This window comes from Pseudomonas sp. GW821-FHT09D08, assembly GCF_059416305.1.
The window spans coordinates 1-21,979 of the sequence record NZ_JBWKOX010000003.1; the positions used below are offsets into that span (position 1 = coordinate 1).

The 21,979-nt window shown below is 56.5% G+C and carries 17 protein-coding genes; 7 read left to right on the plus strand and 10 right to left on the minus strand.

All coding sequences use genetic code 11. The features are described 5' to 3' along the window. Window positions 1-221 precede the first annotated feature (221 nt). Entirely contained in the window at window positions 222-923 is a 702-nt protein-coding gene (gene aqpZ, locus AC07OP_RS06155; protein ID WP_115488407.1) for an aquaporin Z, read from the plus strand. A 53-nt stretch (window positions 924-976) separates the two neighbouring features. Here aqpZ and AC07OP_RS06160 read toward each other — a convergent pair whose 3' ends face one another. From AC07OP_RS06160 to AC07OP_RS06170, 3 genes are all read right to left on the minus strand, one after another. Beyond that, entirely contained in the window at window positions 977-1,225 is a 249-nt protein-coding gene (locus AC07OP_RS06160) for a BrnA antitoxin family protein (protein WP_065940629.1), read from the minus strand. Then, a complete protein-coding gene (locus AC07OP_RS06165) occupies window positions 1,203-1,481 on the minus strand; it encodes a BrnT family toxin (RefSeq protein ID WP_065940630.1) in 279 nt (92 codons plus the stop codon). The genes AC07OP_RS06160 and AC07OP_RS06165 overlap by 23 nt, the downstream gene beginning before the upstream one ends. A 77-nt stretch (window positions 1,482-1,558) precedes the next feature. Then, on the minus strand, window positions 1,559-2,683 hold the full coding sequence (locus AC07OP_RS06170; RefSeq protein WP_141155744.1) for a GNAT family N-acetyltransferase: 1,125 nt from the start codon (window positions 2,681-2,683) through the stop codon (window positions 1,559-1,561). 283 nt (window positions 2,684-2,966) lie between these two features. On the opposite strand from AC07OP_RS06170, the gene AC07OP_RS06175 reads away from it, so the two are divergent. Further along, window positions 2,967-4,319, plus strand: coding sequence for a putative porin (locus tag AC07OP_RS06175; RefSeq protein WP_115488409.1), 1,353 nt, complete (start codon window positions 2,967-2,969; stop codon window positions 4,317-4,319). A gap of 82 nt (window positions 4,320-4,401) precedes the next feature. On the opposite strand, the gene AC07OP_RS06180 is transcribed toward AC07OP_RS06175, so the two are convergent. The 4 genes from AC07OP_RS06180 to hrpA form a co-directional block, all read right to left on the minus strand. Further along, on the minus strand, window positions 4,402-4,635 hold the full coding sequence (locus tag AC07OP_RS06180; RefSeq protein ID WP_115488410.1) for an anti-sigma factor family protein: 234 nt from the start codon (window positions 4,633-4,635) through the stop codon (window positions 4,402-4,404). Continuing rightward, window positions 4,629-5,243 (minus strand): RNA polymerase sigma factor, encoded by a 615-nt coding sequence (locus tag AC07OP_RS06185; protein ID WP_065940633.1) that lies wholly within the window; start codon window positions 5,241-5,243, stop codon window positions 4,629-4,631. The genes AC07OP_RS06180 and AC07OP_RS06185 overlap by 7 nt, the downstream gene beginning before the upstream one ends. 17 nt (window positions 5,244-5,260) lie before the next feature. Then, window positions 5,261-6,382 carry a beta-ketoacyl-ACP synthase III gene (locus AC07OP_RS06190; RefSeq protein WP_115488411.1) on the minus strand — a complete coding sequence of 374 codons (1,122 nt, stop codon included), beginning with the start codon at window positions 6,380-6,382 and terminating at the stop codon, window positions 5,261-5,263. A 348-nt stretch (window positions 6,383-6,730) separates the two neighbouring features. After that, window positions 6,731-10,642, minus strand: coding sequence for an ATP-dependent RNA helicase HrpA (hrpA, locus tag AC07OP_RS06195; RefSeq protein WP_495100663.1), 3,912 nt, complete (start codon window positions 10,640-10,642; stop codon window positions 6,731-6,733). A 1,010-nt stretch (window positions 10,643-11,652) separates the two neighbouring features. Between hrpA and AC07OP_RS06200 the strand changes: the two genes are divergently transcribed. Beyond that, entirely contained in the window at window positions 11,653-12,273 is a 621-nt protein-coding gene (locus AC07OP_RS06200) for a hypothetical protein (protein WP_495100662.1), read from the plus strand. A 146-nt stretch (window positions 12,274-12,419) separates the two neighbouring features. Here AC07OP_RS06200 and aceK read toward each other — a convergent pair whose 3' ends face one another. Then, window positions 12,420-14,126 (minus strand): bifunctional isocitrate dehydrogenase kinase/phosphatase, encoded by a 1,707-nt coding sequence (gene aceK / locus AC07OP_RS06205; RefSeq protein WP_495100661.1) that lies wholly within the window; start codon window positions 14,124-14,126, stop codon window positions 12,420-12,422. A 404-nt stretch (window positions 14,127-14,530) separates the two neighbouring features. Here aceK and AC07OP_RS06210 point away from each other — a divergent pair, with 404 nt between their 5' ends. The 3 genes from AC07OP_RS06210 (at window position 14,531) to AC07OP_RS06220 (ending at window position 17,992) form a co-directional block, all read left to right on the plus strand. Continuing rightward, window positions 14,531-16,141, plus strand: coding sequence for a methyl-accepting chemotaxis protein (locus AC07OP_RS06210; RefSeq protein ID WP_495109907.1), 1,611 nt, complete (start codon window positions 14,531-14,533; stop codon window positions 16,139-16,141). A 52-nt stretch (window positions 16,142-16,193) separates the two neighbouring features. Further along, entirely contained in the window at window positions 16,194-17,078 is an 885-nt protein-coding gene (locus AC07OP_RS06215; protein WP_495100659.1) for a DMT family transporter, read from the plus strand. Window positions 17,079-17,245: 167 nt separating this feature from the next. Further along, complete coding sequence (locus tag AC07OP_RS06220) at window positions 17,246-17,992, plus strand: class I SAM-dependent methyltransferase (RefSeq protein ID WP_495100658.1); 747 nt, start codon at window positions 17,246-17,248, stop codon at window positions 17,990-17,992. Window positions 17,993-18,175: 183 nt separating this feature from the next. On the opposite strand, the gene AC07OP_RS06225 is transcribed toward AC07OP_RS06220, so the two are convergent. Both AC07OP_RS06225 and AC07OP_RS06230 read right to left on the minus strand, forming a co-directional pair. Next, window positions 18,176-19,348, minus strand: coding sequence for an alginate O-acetyltransferase AlgX-related protein (locus AC07OP_RS06225; protein WP_495100657.1), 1,173 nt, complete (start codon window positions 19,346-19,348; stop codon window positions 18,176-18,178). 9 nt (window positions 19,349-19,357) lie between these two features. After that, entirely contained in the window at window positions 19,358-20,794 is a 1,437-nt protein-coding gene (locus AC07OP_RS06230; RefSeq protein WP_115488418.1) for an MBOAT family O-acyltransferase, read from the minus strand. Window positions 20,795-21,220: 426 nt separating this feature from the next. Between AC07OP_RS06230 and AC07OP_RS06235 the strand changes: the two genes are divergently transcribed. After that, complete coding sequence (locus tag AC07OP_RS06235; protein WP_495100656.1) at window positions 21,221-21,973, plus strand: hypothetical protein; 753 nt, start codon at window positions 21,221-21,223, stop codon at window positions 21,971-21,973. Window positions 21,974-21,979: the final 6 nt, after the last annotated feature.

A 21,979-nucleotide genomic window follows, 5' to 3' on the forward strand; every position in this document is an offset into this window, starting at 1 on the left:
GCTTCCTGAATGAACGCGGCGCCTGTGAGTTTTTCGCGAGCAAGCTCGCTCCTACAAAAAGCCTTAACTGACTGGCAAGCCCCCTCCCACATTGGGTGGCCTGGATTTGTGTAAAAACCGTGCTGTACTCAGTGCAGTGCCCAGACGGGCGCTGAAGTAAATCTGCAGGGAGCATCACTGATTTACTGATTGGGTAGAGCGATCTATCAAGGACGTGCTGCATGTCTTTGTTCAAGCGTTCAGTCACAGAGGGGTTGGGAACGTTTTGGCTGGTGTTGGGCGGTTGCGGGAGTGCGGTGTTGGCCGCCGCGTTTCCCGCCGTCGGGATCGGGTTGCTGGGTGTGGCCCTGGCGTTCGGGCTCACGGTGCTGACCATGGCGGTGGCCATCGGGCATATCAGCGGTTGTCACCTCAACCCGGCGGTATCGGTGGGGCTGGTAGTGGGCGGGAGGTTTCCGGCCAGGGAGTTACCGGCGTACATCGTGGCCCAAGTCATCGGCGGGGTAGTCGCCGCCGCATTGTTGTACTTCATCGCCAGTGGCAGGCCGGGCTTTGAACTGGCCGGCGGGCTGGCCTCCAACGGCTATGGCGAGCATTCGCCGGGCGGCTATTCAATGGCAGCGGGGTTTGTCTGCGAGCTGGTGATGACAGCGATGTTCGTGCTGATCATCCTCGGCGCCACCGACCACCGTGCCCCGAAGGGCCTCGCGCCCATCGCCATTGGCCTGGCCCTCACCTTGATCCACCTGATCTCCATCCCCGTGACCAACACCTCGGTCAACCCGGCCCGCAGTACCGGCCCGGCCTTGATCGTCGGCGGGTGGGCGATCCAGCAGTTGTGGATGTTCTGGCTCGCGCCGATCCTGGGTGCGGTGGCGGGCGGTGTTGTCTATCGATGGCTGGGCAAGGAGGAGCCGGTCTGAGGCAAAGGGTCAGCCCTGCCGGTAGAGCAGGGCTGATTTCAATGGGCAAATGCTCAACCCTGATGAGCCTGCATGTATTGGCGCAACAATTGATTGATACGCGTCTGGTAACCCGTACCTTGACCTTTAAACCACTCCAAAACGTCAGCATCCAGCCGAATCGTAACTGCCTGCTTCACCGGCACACGCAACTCTGCACGCCGGAAAAATTCCGCGTCCAACTCAGGAATATCGCTGGTATCAACTTCTTCATCATTCATCTTGGCCAGGCGCTCCCAATCAGTTTTCGATGTTTGCGTCATAATATTTGGCCTCCTTCTTGGTTGCTTTTCGGGCGGAAATGATACGGATCACATCACCGTGCCGCTCGGTGTATACGACCACACCCATTAACAATTTGATCCAGCCAATACTGATCCAACGCTCTTCGCCATAATCCGCTCGATCATCGCGCAAGGCCAGCATTGGATGCCGAAAGATATCCGGAACGTCGTTGAAATCGATACCGTGCTTGGAAATATTGACTTTGTTCTTGGACTCATCCCACTCAAAATGCATGGCGCATCCTGTATGTACTTTTGTACATACAGAATATCGACTCCATTGTGTCTTGCCAGCATTGTCAGACCGATGGTTCAGCCCTGCCGGTAAGGCAGGGCCGCCCTCGCCTCTTCGGCATACGCCACAATCCCCACCCGCTCGCGCTTGAGGAAATCCTCGACGGCATTCTTCAACCCGGGGTGGCGCAGGTAGTGCCACGACCGGGTAATCACCGGTTCAAACCCGCGAATCAATTTGTGCTCGCCCTGGGCGCCGGCGTCGAAGCGTTGCAGGCCATGAGCGATGGCGTAGTCCATACCCTGGTAGAAGCAGGTTTCGAAATGCAGCCGGTCGAACTCCGCCAGGCAACCCCAGTAGCGGCCGTAGAAGCTGTCGCCACCGATCAGGCTGAAGGCCATGGCCACCGGGCGTGTGCCTTGCCTGGCCAGCACCACACGGATCGCTTCGGGCATGCGCTCGGCCAGCAGGCTGAAAAACGCGCGGGTCAGGTACGGTGCCTGGCGGCGTACAGCGTAGGTATTGGCGTAGCAGGCGTAGACAAAATCCCACTGCGCCTCGCTCAACTCGTGGCCTTGCAACCATTCGAAGTCGATGCCCTGCCCCGCCACTTGTTCACGCTCCTTGCGCATCTGTTTGCGCTTGCGGGAACTGAGGGCGTCGAGGAAATCCTGGAAGTCACGGTAGCCGCGATTCTGCCAGTGAAACTGACAGCCCAGGCGCTGCAACCAACCCGGTTGTTGGGCTAACGCCTCATCGGCCAAGCCGTCGGTGAAGTTGATATGGGCACTGGAGAGCCCTTCGATTTCCAGATAGCCCGGCAGGCTCTTCAGCAGTTCGAACCCATCGTCGGCGCTGGCCGCTAACAGGCGGGGGCCGCTGACCGGGCTGAACGGTACGGCCGTCAGCAGCTTGGGGTAGTAATCAATGCCCGCACGCTCGCAGGCATCGGCCCAACCATGGTCGAACACGTACTCGCCGTAGGAATGCCATTTGCGATAACTGGGCAATGCCGCCACCAGGCGGTCGCCTTCCCAATGCAACAAATGTTCGGGTTGCCAGCCCGATTGAGGGCCCAGGCTGGCACTGTCTTCCAGCGCGCTGAGGAAGGCGTGCCGCACAAAGGGCTGGGCGTCCGGCACCAGTGCGTCCCAGGCCTGCGGAGCGATTTCGGACAGGTTGTCCAGGCGTTGCAGCGGCATTGGCATCCTCACTACGTCATGGCATGAAAGCCTGGCGAGTATCGCTTATCGCAGGTCCGGGCACACCCCCGAATCGCCTGACAAGGCTCTAAATCAATAGTTCCATTCTTAAATAATTTGTCATCTACATGACATCACTTCGCCACTGCGCCGTCATAAACGATCGTGATACTGACGCCTGTTTTTAGAGCGCCTGGTTCTATCAGGTGGTTATTTTTCCGTCCGTCATCGGTCGGTTGTGTCCTGGATGGTTTGCCATCCCTCCTCACTTTCGGAGATTGATATGCGTCTTGCTTCCACTAAAACTGCAGCGGCCCTGTGCGGTGGCCTGTTACTGGCCCTGAGCGTTCCGGCCGGCGCTGCAGTCGACGCTAAATTGCTCGACATGCTCAAGGCCAACGGCCAGATCACCGCTTCGCAGTACACCGAACTGCAAAACGAGTTGGCCAAAGACCAGAAAGAACAGCAGATCGCACGGCAAGCTCAACAAGAGACCAACGAACAGATCGCGGCCACCGCGAAGAAAACCAACGAGCTGAGCAGCTTCGACCAGAAGCTGGCCTGGGCCGCCAAGACCCAGCTCAAGGGCGATGTGCGTTTCCGTCATGAGACCATCAAGATCGACGGTACCCCCAACAACGGCGGTAAAGACAAAGATCGCGAGCGCATCCGAGCCCGCCTGGGTGCGTTTACCGAAATCAACTCGCAAGTCGACACCGGCATTCGCGTCGCCACCGGCAGCAACGATGATGCTCGCTCCACCAACCAGGACCTGGACGGTTACTTCAACAAGAAGTCAATCTGGCTGGATCTGGGTTACATCGACTACCACCCGACTCAAATCAATAATCTGCACGTGATCGGCGGCAAGATGCTGCAACCGTGGGTCAGCATGGGCGATGTGATCTGGGACAGCGACATCAACCCCGAAGGCCTGGCCGTGACCTACAAATACCCACTGGGCGGCAGCGCCGAGCTGTTCGGCAGCCTGGGTAACTACAACCTCAAGGACAACGTGAACGGCGACGGCGTGCAGTTTCGCAATGACCTGCGCATGACGGCTGGCCAGTTGGGGTCTCGCTTCTCGCTGACCGATAACCTGAAGTTGACCCTGGGCGGCAGCGTCTACGCGTTCCAGAACGATGAAGACAGCCGTTGCCCGACAACCACTGGTACCACGCCTGGCTGCCTGACCCCAGGCGAAACCGTCGCCAATACCACTGCCGGCAACGCCAGCGAGTACCGCCTGTACGAAGGCTTCGGCCAAGTCGACATCGGCGGCCTGGCCGTGCCGCTGTCGTTCTATGGTCAATACGTGAAAAACAACGAAGCCACTGAAAAAGACCAGGACACCGCCTGGCTGCTGGGTGCCAAGTCCAAAGTGTTCGGCTTCAACCTGGACTACAACTACCGCGACGTACAACGCTACGCAGTGGTCGGCGCCTTCACCGATTCGGACTTCGCCGGGGGCTTCACCGGTGCACGGGGTCACAAGTTCAAGGTGGGTTACGACATCGACAAGAACTTTGCCATCGGCGCCACTTACTTCCTGACCAAGGCCGACTACGCCAGCGTCGCCGGCTATCGCGACGCCAACGCCAACACCCTGCAGCTGGACGCAGAAGCCAAGTTCTAAAAAAGCAGCACTGAGCGGCAAGCGACGCGCCTCAAGGAGAGGCGCGTCACTTGCCGCTTTTCATTTGCAGCTCGAAGCTGCCTTATCGTTCCTTGAGCCGCTCGGCAGCCAGCCGTTGCGCCAAGGCGTCCACATCCTTCACCGGTTCCTGCGGCAGCATCCGCAACGTCGCCTGCAGCAGGCGCATCTGGCGGATAAACCGTCGGCAGTTGGGGCAGAACATCAAGTGATGACGCACCAGCAGACGTTCGCGAAAGGTCAATTGCCCATCGAGATAGTCACTGGAACGTGCCACTTGTTCTTTACAGGTCAACATTCGCCCGTTTCCTCAAAATGCTCCACCGTGGCGAAGACTTTAAGCCGTGCTCGATGCAACAGCACGCGGACATTGGAGAGTGAGAGCGTCAGAAGATTACAGATCTCTTCCAGCTCCAGCCCCTGGCGTTCACGCAGTACCAGCACGCTGCTTTGCAGTTCGGACAAACTCAGCAACGTGTGCTCCAGGCACTTGCGCAGTTCATCCTCGGTCAGCAAGGCTTCCGGGGTGTCCTGGTGCCAGGCATACGGGGCGACGGCCCAGTGGCCATCATCGGCAGTAAAACGGTCATCGCCGATGGTGCCGTGGGGCGAAGGCAAGTCGTCGAGCAGCACTTCCCGGCGATTCTGCTTGTAGCGCCCCTTGGCGGCGTTGGCGGTGATGGTCAGCAGCCAGGTCTTGAGGCTGGAGCGCCCTTCGAATTTGGCCAGGTTGCGCACCACCGACAGCCAGGCGTCCTGCACCACTTCGTCGGCATGGCGCTGGCCGGCGATGGCATACGCCACCGCCCGCATCGCGCTTTGGTACGTGGTGACCAATTCCTTGTAGGCCCGTTGCTCGCCCTTGAGCAGTCGTTCAAGCAGGTGCGCGTCGTCCGCTGCTGCCATTCAAGACCTCGATTGTCTTAACGCTTGCGCAGGATCACGCTACCGATCGAATAGCCTGCGCCAAACGAGCTGAGTACCGCAACAGCGCCCTTGGGCAGATCGTCCTGGTAGGTGTGAAACGCAATCACCGAACCCGCCGAGCTGGTATTGGCGTAAGTATCGAGGATCACCGGTGCTTCTTCCACCGTGGCTTCACGGCCCAGCAGTTTCTTCACAATCAGGTGGTTCATGCTCAGGTTGGCCTGGTGCAGCCAGAAGCGCTTCACATCGGCCACGTTCAACTGGTTCTCTTCCAGGTGCACGCCGATCAGTTCCGCGACCATCGGGCACACATCGCGGAAGACTTTGCGGCCTTCCTGCACGAACAGTTTGTCGGGCGCACCGATGCCCTCTTCCGCTGCGCGGTTGAGAAAGCCGAAGTTGTTGCGGATGTTATTGGAGAACTTGGTCAGCAGCTTGGTGCTCACCACGTCGAACTGATGCTCGGAGGTCGCCAGGTCGGCGCGCTCGAGGACCACCGCCGTGGCGGCGTCGCCGAAGATAAAGTGGCTGTCGCGGTCGCGGAAGTTCAAGTGGCCGGTGCAGACTTCCGGGTTGACCATCAGGATCGCCCGGGCCTGGCCCAGCTGGATGCTGTTGGCGGCGTTCTGGATGCCGAAGGTCGCCGAGGAACACGCCACGTTCATGTCGAAACCGAAGCCTGCGATGCCCAGGGCTTCCTGGACTTCGATGGCGATGGCCGGGTAGGCACGTTGCAGGTTGGAACAGGCGACGATCACACCATCGATGTCGGCGGCAGTCTTGCCGGCGCGCTGCAGGGCCTGCTCGGCGGCACCGATGGCCATCTGGCAAAGCACCGACCACTCGTCATTGCTGCGCTCAGGCAGGCGCGGCGCCATGCGCTGCGGGTCAAGGATGCCCTCCTTGTCCATCACGAAGCGGCTCTTGATGCCCGAGGCTTTTTCGATGAACGCAGCGCTCGACTCCGTCAGCGCCTGGACTTCACCGCGCTCGATGGCAGCGGCGTTGTCCGAATTGAACTGGTGCACGTAAGCATTGAAAGACTGCACCAGTTCTTCGTTGCTGATGCTATTGGCAGGGGTGTAAAGGCCAGTGCCGCTGATGACGACGTTATGCACGGTCGTTCCTCTAAATCTGTCAGGCAGATGATATTGGTACCGTCGTACCAAACTTTAAGTAGTTTTATTCCGCCCAGCGGACATCAAACTGGCAACGCTTTATTCCTTCGCGCCGCAGACTTTTGCGACGATCCCGGCATTTATAACCGCGAAGTTTGCCACAAACCCTGGGGTTTGGCGCCATATGCCGGACAAACACCCTGAACAAAACACCATCAAGTTTCAATGTGGGAGGGAGCTTTCCCCGATAGCGGTGTGTCAGACAAAGATTCTGTGACTGATACACCGCTATCGGGGCAAGCCCCCTCCCACATTTGGACCTGCCTGGTCTGGGTGACCGAGAAAGGATCAGGCCTCGACCAGGCTCCACTGCTTGCTCAAGCGCTTGTCGGAAATCGGCACCTTGGTCCCCAACTGCTGGGCAAACAACGACACCCGGTATTCCTCCAACCACCAGCGATACAGCTCCAGTTGCGGGTCGCGCTTGCCTTCCTGGGCGTGCTTGTTCAAGCGGGTCTGGTACTGCGCCCACAGGCCGCCCAGTTCGCTGCTCCATACCCGATCCTTTTGCACCTGGCTCGGCAGCTTCTCCAGGCGCAATTCGATGGCCTTGAGAAAACGCGGCAATTCCTTGAACCACTGCGCCGGGGTTTCGCGCACAAAGCCGGGATACACCAGGTTGCTCAATTGCTGCTTGATGTCGTTCAGGGCCACGGCCTGGGCCAGGTCGATCTTGCCCTTGAAGCGCTTTTGCAGGCCATGCCAGAGCTTCAGCACGTCCAGGGTCAGGCGCGCCAGGCGTTCGGCGTGTTCGGTCCAACTGCCACGCTTGCGTTCAGCCAGCGCCGCCAAGCCGGCACCGTCACGGGGCAGGCTGGCTTCGCCTTCCAGCACACAGGTGTCGAGGCTGGCCAGCAGGATGTCTTCCACCAGGGCGTCGATACGCCCCAGTTCGCGGTACATCAGGCCCAGTTCAGTGAGGCCGGGCAATTTGCCGCGCAGGAATTTCGCCGGTTCCGCCAATTGCTGCATCAGCAGGCGCTGCAACGCCCGGCGGTGCTGGAACTCAGCCTCGGCAGCGGTGGAAAAACGTCCCTCTTTCACGGTGCCGTTTTCTTCCACCAGCGCCGGATAGACCGTCATCGACAGCCCGGCGATCTTCTGCTGGGTTTTCTCGGCCACGGCCGCGAACACCTTGGCCTCCACCGGCTGCTGGCTTTTCGCGGTGTGCGGCACGGCCAGCGCGGCCTGGCTGGCTTCGGCAAAGCGTGCAGTCAGTTCGGCCAGGTCGCGGCCCTCGCCAAGGAACTTGCCTTGGCCGTCGACCACTTCCAGGTTCATCTTCAGATGGTTTTCCACCTGCTGCGCCGCTTCGGCCCAGGCCTCATCGCTGACCCGCGCCCCGGTCATACGCAGCAATTCGCGCCCCAATGCCTGGGGCAGCGAACCCTGGCCAAACTCGATGCGCTGCAGCGCCGCCTTGACGAAGTCCGGCACCGGCACGAAATTCTTGCGCAGGGCCTTGGGCAGGTTGCGCACCAGGGCGATGCACTTGGCTTCGATCAGCCCCGGCACCAGCCATTCCAGGCGTTCCGGCGGCAAGGCCGGCAGCAGCGGTGCCGGTACGCGCAGGGTAACGCCGTCGCGGGGGTGGTTGGGTTCGAAGTGGTAACTCAGGGCCAGTTCCAGATCGCCCAGGTGCAGGGTGTCCGGGTAATGGGCGGCAGTGACTTCACTGGCCTCGCGGGCCAGCACGTCTTCCTCGCGCATGATCAGCAACTGCGGGTCTTTCTGGCTGTTGACCTTGTACCAGCTGTCAAAGGTGGCGGTCTGGTGGATCTCCGCCGGCAGCCGTGCATCGTAGAACGCGTACAAGGTTTCTTCATCGGCCAGGATATCGCGGCGGCGCGCCTTGGCTTCCAGTTCGTCGAGCTGCTCCAGCAGTTGCTGGTTGGCGGTGAGGCACTTGGCGCGGGACTGGATCTCGCCACGCACCAAGCCTTCGCGAATAAACAACTCCCGCGACACCACCGGGTCAATCGGCCCGTAATGCACCGGCCGACGCCCGACCACGATCAGCCCGAACAGGGTGATCTGCTCGAACGCCACCACCTGGCCGCGCTTCTTCTCCCAGTGGGGTTCGAAGTGGTTTTTCTTGATCAGGTGCCCGGCCAGCGGTTCGATCCAGTCGGCATCGATCTTCGCCACCATGCGCGCATACAGCTTGGTGGTTTCCACCAGTTCGGCGGTCATCAGCCATTGCGGGCGTTTCTTGCCGATACCCGAGGACGGGTGGATCCAGAAGCGTCGCTGACGCGCGCCGAGGTAATCGCCGTCTTCGGTCTTCTGGCCGATCTGGCTGAGCAGGCCGGACAGCACCGCCTTGTGCAGCTTGGGGAAGTCCGCCGGTTCTTTGTTGATGGTCAACTGCATGTCGCGGCAGATCAGGCTCAACTGACGATGGGAGTCGCGCCACTCGCGCAGACGCAGGTAGTTGAGGAAGTTCTTGCGACACCAGTTGCGCAGCGGGCTGGCGGTGAGTGCCTGGCGCTGCTCTTCAAAACCACGCCACAGATTGACCAGCCCGGCGAAGTCCGAGTCCGCATCTTTCCACTGTGCATGGGCCTGGTCGGCGGCCTGCTGGCGCTCCGGTGGGCGCTCGCGCGGGTCCTGGATCGACATGGCACTGGCCACGATCAACACTTCCTGCAAGCTGCCGAGCTTGGCGGCTTCGAGCAGCATGCGACCCATGCGCGGGTCCACCGGCAGGCGCGCCAACTGGCGACCCAATGGCGTGAGCTGGCTGTTGCGGTCGACGGCCGAGAGTTCCTGCAACAGGTTGAAACCGTCGCTGATGGCCTTGCCGTCCGGCGGTTCGATAAACGGGAAATCGGTGATTTCGCCCAGGCGCAGGTGCAGCATCTGCAGGATCACCGCCGCGAGGTTGGTGCGCAAAATCTCGGGGTCGGTAAATTCCGGACGCCCGATAAAATCCTCTTCGCTGTACAAGCGAATACAGATCCCCGGCTCCACACGGCCGCAACGACCTTTACGCTGGTTGGCACTGGCCTGGGAAATCGCCTCGATCGGCAGGCGTTGCACCTTGGCGCGGTAGCTGTAGCGGCTGATGCGTGCGGTACCGCTGTCGATCACATAACGAATGCCCGGCACCGTCAGCGAGGTTTCCGCGACGTTGGTCGCCAGCACCACTCGGCGCCCTGGATGGGACTGGAAAATGCGCTGCTGTTCGGCCGGCGACAGCCGCGCGTACAACGGCAGGATCTCGGTGTGCTTGAGCTGGGCCTTGCGCAGCATCTCGGCTGCATCGCGAATCTCGCGCTCGCCGGGCAAAAATACCAGCACGTCGCCAGGGCTGCGGCGTTCGCTGCGCTCATAGGCGGCGATTTCATCAAGGGTGGCGAGGATCGCCTGGTCGACGGTCAGGTCGTCTTCGACACGGTTGCCCTCCTCGTCCTGTTCCAGGGTCAGCGGGCGGTACCAGGTGTCCACCGGGAAGGTGCGGCCCGAGACCTCAACAATCGGTGCGTCGTCGAAGTGCTTGGAAAAACGCTCCAGGTCGATGGTCGCCGAGGTGATGATGACTTTCAGGTCGGGACGACGCGGCAGCAGGGTTTTCAGGTAACCCAGCAGGAAGTCGATGTTCAGGCTGCGTTCGTGGGCTTCGTCGACGATGATCGTGTCGTAGCGTTCCAGGTAACGGTCGTTCTGGGTTTCCGCCAGCAGGATGCCGTCGGTCATCAGCTTGATCAGGGTGTTGGCATCGCTCTGGTCTTCGAAGCGCACCTGATAGCCGACCAACGCGCCCAGCGGCGTGGCCAACTCTTCGGCGACGCGGCTGGCGACGCTGCGCGCAGCGATCCGGCGTGGCTGGGTATGGCCGATCAGGCCATATTGGCCGCGGCCGATCTCCAGGCAGATTTTCGGCAACTGGGTGGTCTTGCCCGAGCCGGTTTCGCCGGCAATGATCAGCACCTGATGCTTGAGCAGCGCGTCCTTGATCTCATCGCGCTTGGCCGCGATCGGCAAACTGTCGTCGTAACGAATCACCGGCAGGCTGGCGCGCCGTGCCGTGACCTGGGCGCAGGACGCCTGCATGCGCTCCACCCACTGCGCCAGCTTCTCCTCGTCGGGCTTCTTGCGCAGCTCAAGCAGTTGCCGCCGCAAGCGGTGACGGTCGGCGAGCATGGCGTGGTCGAGGTTTTTCAGCAGTTGGTCGATAGCGGGCGCTTGGTCAGTCATCAGGGCGGCAAGGGTCTTTTGGGTGAGGCAGGTGAGGCCTGCGCAGCGTAAGTCATCAGAGAGGACGGGATTGTCGCAGATTTCGACCCGTATGGAGACGGTCAGTCAATCAGGACTGCGCTGACTTACCGCCGGCGACGATATTTACTACGACACGGAGTGGACCATTCGGTAGTTTCAATAGCAGCAGTCCGATGGGATGGATGGCATGTGAATGGTTCAATGAGACTTCCAGACACCCACCTAACGTGAAACGGAGCTTCCATGCCGATCATGCCGTCCCCTCCACGCTCAGACAACCCGCCCTCATACGATGAAGCAATGAGTTCTCGGAACCTGCCGCCCAATGAGCCCCCTCCGAGCTATGCGCAAGCAACAGGTACGCAGCCTTCGACCAGTAATAGCCGTACTCCAGCCGAGCCGGCCACCAACCTGACGGAGAATCGAAGCGCAAACAGCGCTACAAGCAGACTGGCAACACTCGGGATGTTCATATTGTCCAAAGTTTAAAATGAGGGCTGCCCCCAATAGCGACTTGTACTACAGGACTTTGGGCGCCCGTCACACTGTTAAAAAGAGAAAGTCCGATTTGATGGGTAAGGTATGCAGGCTTCAATGAGTTGCCAGATATCTCAAGCAAATCAAAATATTCCCCATTGAATACGGAGCTTAATATGCCAATCGATTCCGTCACGCCGCGCCAGCCGCCGAGCTACCAAGAGTCCATGCGGTCCCAACCATGCTCGGCAGATACCCTGCCACCACGCGCTACGAGTTTGCTCCGGCCTATACCGTAATAAGGCCGTCGTCAACATCAACCAACAGCCAAGCTTCATCGGAGCGGCCAACAAACCTGACGGCGAATAGAATCTCGGAGTTTCATTCCATAAGCCGGGCCAATCGAGGAATGAACTTCATGAGTAACTTGTAAAATATCAGCTCGGTTGAGCGACGCCGCCTCCCCAAGAAAACACTGAGACGTCCTGTACATCAGTTTTAAAGGATATTTTATGCCTATTGATTCTAACTCTAACCCGAGCAGCGGCTCCTATAACTATCAGAACCGATACTCCGACAAACACCAGAACATCGCGCCTGAAAACCCTTCAACACAAGGCTCCTGGCTCCAGACGTCCAGCCACGCCGATACATCGCAGCCGCTGGTGGACAAAAAGCCCTATTTCGCGTTGAGTTCGTCCCAGCAAAAACAGCTTGAGCAAGCCAGGACAACCACAGACAAGCTGAAAAAACTACCGGTTGATTTCCCGATAAGGAGCATGCCCAAAGAGGCTTATGCACCCCCTATCACCTTGCTGGAGCAGCGAATCAAAAAGCTCGAGGCTACCCCTCAAAGCAAAAGTCCACTGCAAAAATTCAGTGATTACCGGGAGAGTAAAAAAACTGACAAAGAATTTAACAAGGAAATGGGAGCATTATATAAACAAGCTCGCGATGTTCAGTCCAATGGCACCAACCCAACCGAGAGAAACCGTGCAAGCAATCTCACCGACGAACTGACGACGATGGGTCGTGACCAGCCCTGGTTTAAGGCTATAAGTGCTGAGAATCGCAAAGAGAAGGGCGTTAACTTCAGAAGCCAGGGAGGAAATACCACCGGTTTTAAAATTTAAGGAGCCTTCCTGAACATCCACACGCTCTGCTCTTATGTTGTTACCAACGAATAAGTCAGATGCCCATAAGCGCTAAAGTTGCACATACCAAAACTGCTGCGGGCGGATGGTTGTAAAACCTTCGCCCGTTTTTATGAGTGATCACGCTATTTGCGTCGATACGGAAACACATCAATCACCTTCCCCGCGCGAATAGCGTCCTGCAAACCTTTCCAGTAATCGGCGTTATACAACTCGCCGTGCAGCTCATCGAACAACTTGCGTTGGCCGGCATCGGCGAACAGGAACGGCGGGAATTCTTCCGGGAATACATCCAGCGGGCCGATGGAATACCAGGGCTCGGACGCCATTTCGTCCTCGGGCGTACGCGGCGCGGGGATGTGGCGGAAGTTGGCTTCGGTGAGAAAGCAGATTTCGTCATAGTCATAAAACACTACGCGCCCGTGACGGGTGACGCCGAAGTTCTTCAGCAGCATGTCGCCGGGGAAGATGTTCGCTGCCGCCAGTTGCTTGATCGCCAGGCCGTAGTCTTCCAGGGCTTCGCGCACCTGGGCGGGGTTGGCGTTTTCCAGGTAGAGGTTGAGCGGGGTCATGCGCCGTTCGGTCCAGCAGTGGCGGATCAGTACCGTATCGCCTTCCACTTCGACGGTGCCGGCAGCGACGTCCAGCAGTTCAGCCAGGCACTCGGGCTCGAACTTGCCCAGGGGAAAGCGGAAGTCGGCAAACTCCTGGGTATCGGCCATGCGCCCGACGCGGTCGACGCTTTTGACCAGGCGGTACTTCTCGATCACCGTGGCGCGGTTGACGTTTTTCGACGGTGAAAAACGGTCCTTGATGATCTTGAACACGGTGTTGAAGCCCGGCAGCGTGAACACGCTCATGACCATGCCACGCACGCCAGGGGCCATGATGAATTGATCGTCGGTGGTGGCCAGGTGGTTGATCAGCGCGCGGTAGAACTCCGACTTGCCGTGTTTATAGAAACCAATCGAGGTGTACAGCTCGGCGATGTGCTTGCCCGGCAGGATGCGTTTGAGAAAGCCGATGAATTCCGCCGGCACCGGCACGTCGACCATGAAGTAGGAACGGGTGAACGAAAAGATGATCGACACCTCGGCCTCGTCGGTGATCAGCGCATCGATCTGGATGCCCTGGCCTTCGCGGTGCAGCAGCGGGATCACCAGGGGCCATTGTTCGTCGCGGGTGTAGATGCGCCCGACGAGGTAGGCACCTTTGTTGCGGTAGAGCACCGAGGAAAACAGCTCGACCTTAAGGTCCGGGTCCTTGCACACCCAGTCCGGCAGGTTTTCCCGCAGTTGGGCTTCGAGGCGATGCAGATCGGCTGCCAGATCGGCGTAGGGCTCGCTGAAACGATAGTCGGCAAAAATCTGCGCGAGCATTTCGGGAATCTGACCGGCGGGCGCGTAGATACGGGTTTGTGCCGCCCGCGCCCGGCGCAGGCTCGGCCGCGTGGTGTGGATGAACATGCAGCCGTCGCTGATCAGGTCATGGCTGAACAGGCCGCAGAAGATCGAGTTGTACCAGGTCTCGGACAGCTCATCGTCAAAACGCAGGTCGATCAGGCCGATATAGGCGCTTTTCACCAGCGGCCACAGGTCAATGTCGAGCAATGCGCTGCCCTCGAAGTTCGCACGAAGGCGCGCGCTGACTTCACCGACCTTGTCTTCGTACAGGTTGATCCGCGCCGCTGACGCCGCCTGCCCCTGTTGCCACTGGGCCTTTTCGAAACGCTCGCGGGCGCCATCGGTGATCTGGCGAAAGTGTTCGCGGTAATCGTCGAAGCCTTCGAGGATGGTGCGGGCGATAGCGAGGGCAGGCGTGGATAGCGACATGCGGGAAACCTCGAGCGGGCATCTGGAAGCCCTGAGCTTAGCCAGTGTACGCAGGCAGGAGAAGGGTCATTTTTTGCACTGACTTGTACAGCTCTGTTCATTTCGTACATTTATTTTCAATTTTTTAATTCGACCATCCGGTCAATAAACGCACCTCACAGTCGATCCGCGTTTGATCCACACGCCTTGAGCGCCGTGGCCTGGCAGGTAGAAGCCGAAAAACCGCCAACCAGAACGGCCGCCGGTCCTCCATAGGGCTTTGGATCCAACTAAGGGAAACCCCGATTACTACCTTGATGGCACTTTGATATATAGCGCGCCCTCTCCCACCCTAACAAGGTCCGAAGACCGATCCGGGAGCAGGTTCTAATCGCCCAAGGAGCATTGAGATGTCATTGAGGAATATGAGGATCGGTCTGCGTGCCAGTCTGAGTTTTGGGGTTTTGGCCAGCTTGCTGGTGATTGTGGGAATGTTTGGCCTGGGCCAGATGGCCAAGCTGCGAGAAAGCGCGCTGGTCATTGAACACACCTGGATGCCGAGCATCGAGAATATCCATGACAGCGCAGCCTTGGTGGCCACTGTCCGCCTGGAGTCCCTGCGCCTGGTGAGCACCGACGAATCTCGCGTGCGTGACACCAGCAGAGGCCTGATCAGCCGCACCAGCAGCGAACTGCAAGCCCTGCTCGATCGTCATGAAACCTTGCTGAGCAATGACGAAGAGCGCGAACTGCTGAAAACCCTCAAGGCCAATGTCGCGACGTACCTGGCCATCGTCGGGCAGATGGTCGCGCTGGTGGAGAAGGATCAACAGCAAGACGCCCTCGACCTGCTCGTCAGCCGCCTCGCCCCTCAGGGCACGATCTTGAGCCAGAGCCTGGAAAACCTGATCGTCTTTAACCAGAACGGCGTCGAAGCGGCGGCTGATTCGGCCGCACGGATGTATTCGAGCGCACAGTGGGTTGTCGGCCTAATTATCGCAGTCGCCCTGATCGCCACCTTGCTGCTGGCCTGGCTGCTGACCCGCAGCATCACCGCGCCGATCGGCCAGGCCCTGAACGTGGCGCGCACCATCGCCGCCGGCGACTTGAGCCAGCCGATCGTGGTGCGCGGCGATGACGAACCCGCGCAATTGCTGAGCGCCCTGGCGACCATGCAAGCACAGCTGCAGACCACCATCCGAGGCATCAGCGAATCGGCGCAGCAACTGGCTTCCGCCGCGGAAGAAATGAGCGCGGTGATGGAACAAAGCACGCGCGGCCTGCAGGCGCAGAACGATGAAATCGAGCAGGCGGCCACCGCCGTGACCGAGATGAGCACGGCGGTGGACGAGGTCGCGGGTAATGCGGTGTCCAGCGCCGAGGCGTCCCAGGCTTCCGATGAGGACAGCAAGCACGGCCACTACCAGATCAGCGAAACCATCAGCTCGATCCAGAACCTGGTGGACGAAGTGCTCGGCGCCTCGAACAAGGCCGAAGGCCTGGCGCTGCAAGCCCAGGACATCAGCAAGGTGCTGGAAGTGATTCGCGGCATTGCCGGGCAAACCAACCTGCTGGCGCTCAACGCCGCGATTGAAGCGGCGCGTGCCGGTGAAGCCGGGCGTGGGTTCGCGGTCGTCGCCGACGAGGTGCGTTCGCTGGCACAGCGCACCCAGGACTCCACCGAAGAAATCGAACAGATGATCACCGGTATCCAGCAAGGCACCCAGGCCACCGTCGAGGCGCTGAACAGCAGCGCCGAGCATGCCGGCCAGACCTTGCAGCGAGCCAACAGCGCCGGCAGCGCCCTGGAAAAAATCACCGCCGCCATCTCGCAGATCAGCCAGCGCAACCTGGTGATCGCCAGCGCCGCCGAGCAACAGGCGCTGGTAGCGCGCGATGTGGACCGCAGCCTGGTGAACATCCGCGACCTGTCCACCCAGACCGCCGCCGGCGCCACCCAGACCTCGGCCGCCAGCCAGGAACTGTCGCGCCTGGCAGTGGACCTGAATGGGCTGGTGACGCGGTTTGTCCTGTAATCAATGAAGGCGGCGTGCAACACTCGCGGCCTTATTGATGTAGGAGTGTTCCGTGAGGCCCGTTGACACCCTTTACCTGCTGGGGCTCGCCGCCATCTGGGGCGCGAGCTTTCTGTTCATGCGCATTATCGCGCCGGAAATCGGCACGGTGCCGACCGCATTTTTCCGCGTATCGATTGCCGCCGCCGGGCTATTGGTGATCCTGGCGATGGCGCGGGTGAACTGGGATTTCCAGGGCAAGTTCAAGACGGTCCTGTTGCTGGGGGTGATCAACTCGGGGATCCCGGCGACCATGTATTCGGTGGCCGCCCAGGTACTGCCGGCGGGTTACTCGGCGATCTTCAATGCCACCACGCCGTTGATGGGGGTGTTGATTGGCGGGCTGTTTTTCAGCGAACGCCTCACCCCGTCGAAAATCGTCGGGGTGTGCCTGGGTCTGTTCGGTGTAGGCGTGCTGACCCGTGCGGGACCGGTGGCGTTTGACCTGGAATTATTGATGGGCGCACTGGCTTGCCTGTTGGCCACCACCTGTTATGGCTTTGCCGGGTTCCTCGCCAGGCGCTGGCTGGACCAGCGCGGCGGGCTGGACAGTCGCCTCGCGGCCCTGGGCAGCATGCTGGGCGCGACGCTGTTTCTGCTGCCGTTGTTTGCCTACAGCGCGATCAACCATCCGCCGGCGAGTTGGGGTGGGTGGCAGGTCTGGTCGTCGCTGCTGGGGTTGGGGCTGGTGTGTACGGCGTTTGCGTACGTGTTGTACTTCCGGCTGCTCACCGCGATTGGGCCGGTGAGGTCGATGACCACCACCTTCCTGATCCCGCCGTTCGGCGTGTTGTGGGGGGCGTTGTTGCTCGACGAGCCGTTATCGATGGCGCATGTGTATGGAGGGGTGTTAATTGGGGGGGCGTTGTGGTTGGTATTGCGGATGGGGAAATCATGAGAGCACCAGGTCGCCACCTTTATTGCCGTGAAGACAGCACACTCAGAAAAGCTTCCCTGGAATGAATAAATCCGAGCTCAGTATTCCGTTAAGAGAAGTGTCGTGTACTATCGTAGATCTGTTCAATTTGAAGCGAACTCTCTCCGAGTTGCGTATATGGGAGCCATATGGGCTTTTTTGACAATTTCCCCAGATTTTATAAAACCAGCCAAACCAGTCCATTCCCATACCGTCTGAACTCGCGGCATTGCGCAATAATGGAGCAAAATTCTCAGCTCATCAAAGGCAAGCGTGTTCTCGATATAGCCAGTCACGACGGACGCTGGTCATTTGCAGCCCTACAGGCTGGAGCGGCCCATGTCACGGGTATTGAACCCAGGCAAGAGTTGATCAATAGCGCTATTAATACATTTAACGAATACGGCATTGAGCCATCAAGATTTGAATTCTTGTGCGGGGATGTATTTGATCACCTCAGCAACAAAGAATTCGATGTCGTATTTTGCCTGGGATTTTATTATCACACCATTCGACATGCCGAATTATTTGACCTGATCGAACGTACCGGAGCAAAACTTGTGGTAATTGACACCGAGGTGACTCCGGTGGTCGATGAATTACCGGAAGTCGAAAACGATGATCCCCGTGCAGTGTTCGCCAACCCCTATGGCGTTCAACTTCTGCTTGACCCAGTGGATGACCAACAAATGGCCTATCCCGACTCACTGACTCGAAATGGCCAGACCCTCGTCGGACGCCCATCAAGGAGTGCAGTACGCTTCATCGCTAAACACTTCGGGTACGTGACAGAGACGTTTGACTGGAACACGTACCTTTCAGAAAACCCAGACGTTAAAAGTTCAATGGTGGACTACAGCGAAGGGTGGCGAGATACGTTCTACTGCTTGAAATAGGTATTAGTTTTAATCCACCAGAGGTCTGATGAGCCACGCAACCAAGAGCTCATCGATAGATTACAGGCCTGCTTCGGTACCGTGCTCATATTGCAAAGCCCTGAAGCAGGCCTGACAGCAACAAGGCATCTGTAGGGATGCCCTTATGAAAGCTATAAGCGTCTATTTATAAAAAGAGGTTCGTCACTGCCCCTCCAGACTAGGCATCATACCCATTGTATGCCGCACCCCCGTTTCGATAATGACAATTGCAACAGCGTCAGGCTTGAACCTCTCAATCAGGTCGGCTCTAAAAAAACCATCCTGCACATGCGCCATGACGATGGTCTCAAAGTGATCTTTTAGAAATGGCAGTAACTCAGTTGAAAATGAGTCCCTCAGTAAAATAAGCGTCTTTCCGTTTTTCGTATCTGTATGAAGAACTTGGGGTGCAACCCAACTATGGTTGTCACTCAAAAAAGTCGTTTTTTCGACGGGATGGGGCAACATGCCTGCGAATGAAATACGATCGTGCGGGACAAAATCTGCGATGCCAAGCATCAATGACAAGTCTCTGGGCACTCCTCCCTTGGGGGGGGTTACGGGTGTAAAAGCCGCTAATGGCGACGGCTGCATACCGGGAAAATCCTTAGACATTCTGCCTATCAGCTGCGTATAGGCAATGTAAGCACCCAAGCCAGTCCAGTGCGTGTCGTACTCATCATAGAGCTTCTGATTATGTCGCTCCTGGAAGATAGCCTCACGAGGATCAATAATTTGATCGAACCCGGCACTTTTCGAAGCACTGATGATCTCATCAACCTCCGTATTGACTCGCTGCTCAGGCATCCAGCGGGGTCGATATTCGGGATAGATATCCTCCTTCACCGGAGCCACCATAAAGTAAAACTTAACATTCTTCCTATTCAGGTACTCTACGCGCTGACTAAATCCACTGACCCAAGCGTTAATACTCGCCTTGTCCAGGATCAATTCGCCAGACATTAACACCAGATGATTACCATCATCGTAAAAAAGCCAGCCATTTTGCCCTACAATAATCTTCTTCGAACCCGAATATCCGAGCGTGTATCGAACATAGTTCAAAAACGTAATCATATGTGTACGAAGTGGAAACTGATCGATCGCGAAGGCGTCCAATTTTTTCGGCAATACTGCCCAATCAGAAAAACTCTTCGGCAGCAACGGAGCACTCGCAAGCACTCTATTCTCAGACAACTCGGGCTCACTCACCTTGAATAAAGGAAACAGGTGAACGACCATAACTACCGTAACTACACCCGCGATCAAAGACCACCAATGATAAGTACGTGCAATCACCCTTGACCGTTCGTTATTTTCGGTACTGTGGTTCATTTTGGCGCCTCAGAATCGGAAATATAAAAACGGGTTAAGGGAGCTGCTTGCCAGTAGAACTAAACAACAGACCAGTCCGCCCACCAGTAAAAAAGCAGGTAGCGCATGAACATCCGCTGCATCTCGACCATGCATACCCGGCTCTGTAGACCCATTGACCCTAGTAAACTTTAGTCGTGTACACAGCCACGGAATGATGGGAAAAGACAGAGCAACTCCTGCGATCAGCGCAACTATTGTTTCAGGCGTCATCCAAACCATCATGGGGATCCAATTTTTTTGGGGACTGTCTACTCCTGCCAGCGCTTTGATAATAATCCATGCCTGATCAAAACTGTCAGCCCTGAAATATACCCAACCCACCATAACGACAAGTAAAGTGTAGATGCGCGCCAAAACGACAGGAACAGCCTCAAGTACGCCCTTCAAAAAAAGCCTCTCTAAAATGACAAACAAGCCATGATACATTCCCCAAAAAATAAAGGTCCATGCCGCGCCATGCCAGAGTCCCGTAACAAAGAACACAATTAACAGATTTCGAACAGTCGAAACTTCCCCACCTCGACTACCACCTAGCGGTATATAAACATAATCACGAAACCAAAAAGAAAGAGACATATGCCAGCGCCGCCAAAATTCAGTAATCGACTTTGACGAATAGGGGTAATCAAAATTCTTAGGAAACCGGAAGCCCAACATAAAAGCTAAACCAATTGCCATATTGGAATAACCGCAAAAATCAAAATAAATCTGCACGGTATAAGCAATTGAACCTATCCAGGCAACTACAGATGTTACACTCGACGCATCAAGACCAAACAAATGATCAGCCGCCGGAGCGACTGAATTGGCAATCATTACTTTCTGACACAGCCCTATAATAAAATATTGTATGCCCAGCCCAACTTTCTCCAACCCTACCGTTCGACTACGCAGCTCGGACTCGATATCCGTGTACCGGACGATCGGCCCTGCAACTAAATGCGGAAACATCATCACATACGTAGACAAGCGAACAATACTATTTTCCGAGCTGATTGTCCGCCTGTAAACCTCAACAAGATAAGATACCAACTGAAAAATAAAAAAAGAAATACCCAGCGGTAGATGCATATCGAGATGGAGTGATTCAACACCCATAAGCCCAGACACTATATCAATTAAAAACTGACTGTATTTAAAAATCCCAAGCACTAGGAAATTCACGACAACACTAACACCTAACGCCCACTTACGACTTGACCCAGTCGCAACATCGATTAACTTTGCCGCACTGTAATTAATCAACAACAAAGCCATTAAAAGCAATAAATAAAGCCCCTCCCCCCAAACATAAAATACTGCGCTCGCAGTCAGCAACACTCCATTCCTGATGCCAGTTAAATAATAAAACAATAGAAAAACTGGTAGAAAGTAAAAAATAAATACCACTGAGCTAAAGACCATTTATTTTTCGTCCTTTGTAATTTTTGCGAAATCTACCATAAACTTGCGATAATTCAACAAATTTGCCAGCCAAAATCCGAATTTCACTCGTCGCAGTGAGACCCATGGCCACTATTTTGCCAAAACTCACAAAGGCTTCTGCCCTACGGGCCAGTCAATTTCCTCAGCGAAACGCAAATTGCCCTACGCGTCGCTTCCCCGCGGTATCGATCGGACCGAACTAAAATATCGGATACATGCTTGCCGATTGATTCTCCGCACCGACCTTGAAGAAAGATCGCCTGATTAAACTATTTGTAGGTTTTCGGCTAACCATTTACAATTTCCCAATCCGCGACGCATCACTGACCATGATGCTGACGCATAAAAATTACGACATTCAATCAGTTATACGTTATCGAAATTAACAAGGAGCGCAACTTAATAATGAACAGTTTATTTGATGACGGAATTCACATAGTCAAGCGCGACGACCTCAACCATACATTCACTACACTATGGTCTCGTCTATTTCAAAGATGTTTTGGAGGAACCGAAAAAAACGCAGTATATGTTTTTCAAAAATACCTATTAAACGACTCCAGAATCTGCTACTCAATTAAAGATGGAATCATGGTGGCCGCATATTGCGGTTTAAAACTGCGGCACGAGGACGCCTATGTATTCCTTTCGACCGACACTATGTCTGACGGAACTCAGAAAGGTTCATCAATCATTCTTGGAAAACGCCTTTATAAGTTCCTTATCGAGGACAATATAGAAATCGTTTGTGGCTACCCCAATAAAAACATAAGAAAAATACGCGAAAGGGGTTTGGGGTGGACTTTAAATGGACATTTGTATTTATATATAGGCATTCCCTTTCTTTGGCGGTTTTTTAGAAATTCAAACAAAAACGTTCTTTTATGGAAAGCGACAAGACCCAAAGGTGGTTGGTTCACGAGGGAGAAACCATTGTTTGTCAATCTTCTCGGCCCAGAGGGTTTGTACTCTGCTAATGTCGGAGCGGTAATAACGCTATCAGCTTATCGCCCGGGACCTTTTTTTATTAAGGTACCTGACTTCCTTTTCGAACCAAGAAACTTTGGCTATAAACTCCTTACCGAAAACGCGGCAAAAAACAATGTATTTCTTAAAAAGATTGCACATCTTAATCTCGACACCATTGATATACCTTGATTTCGG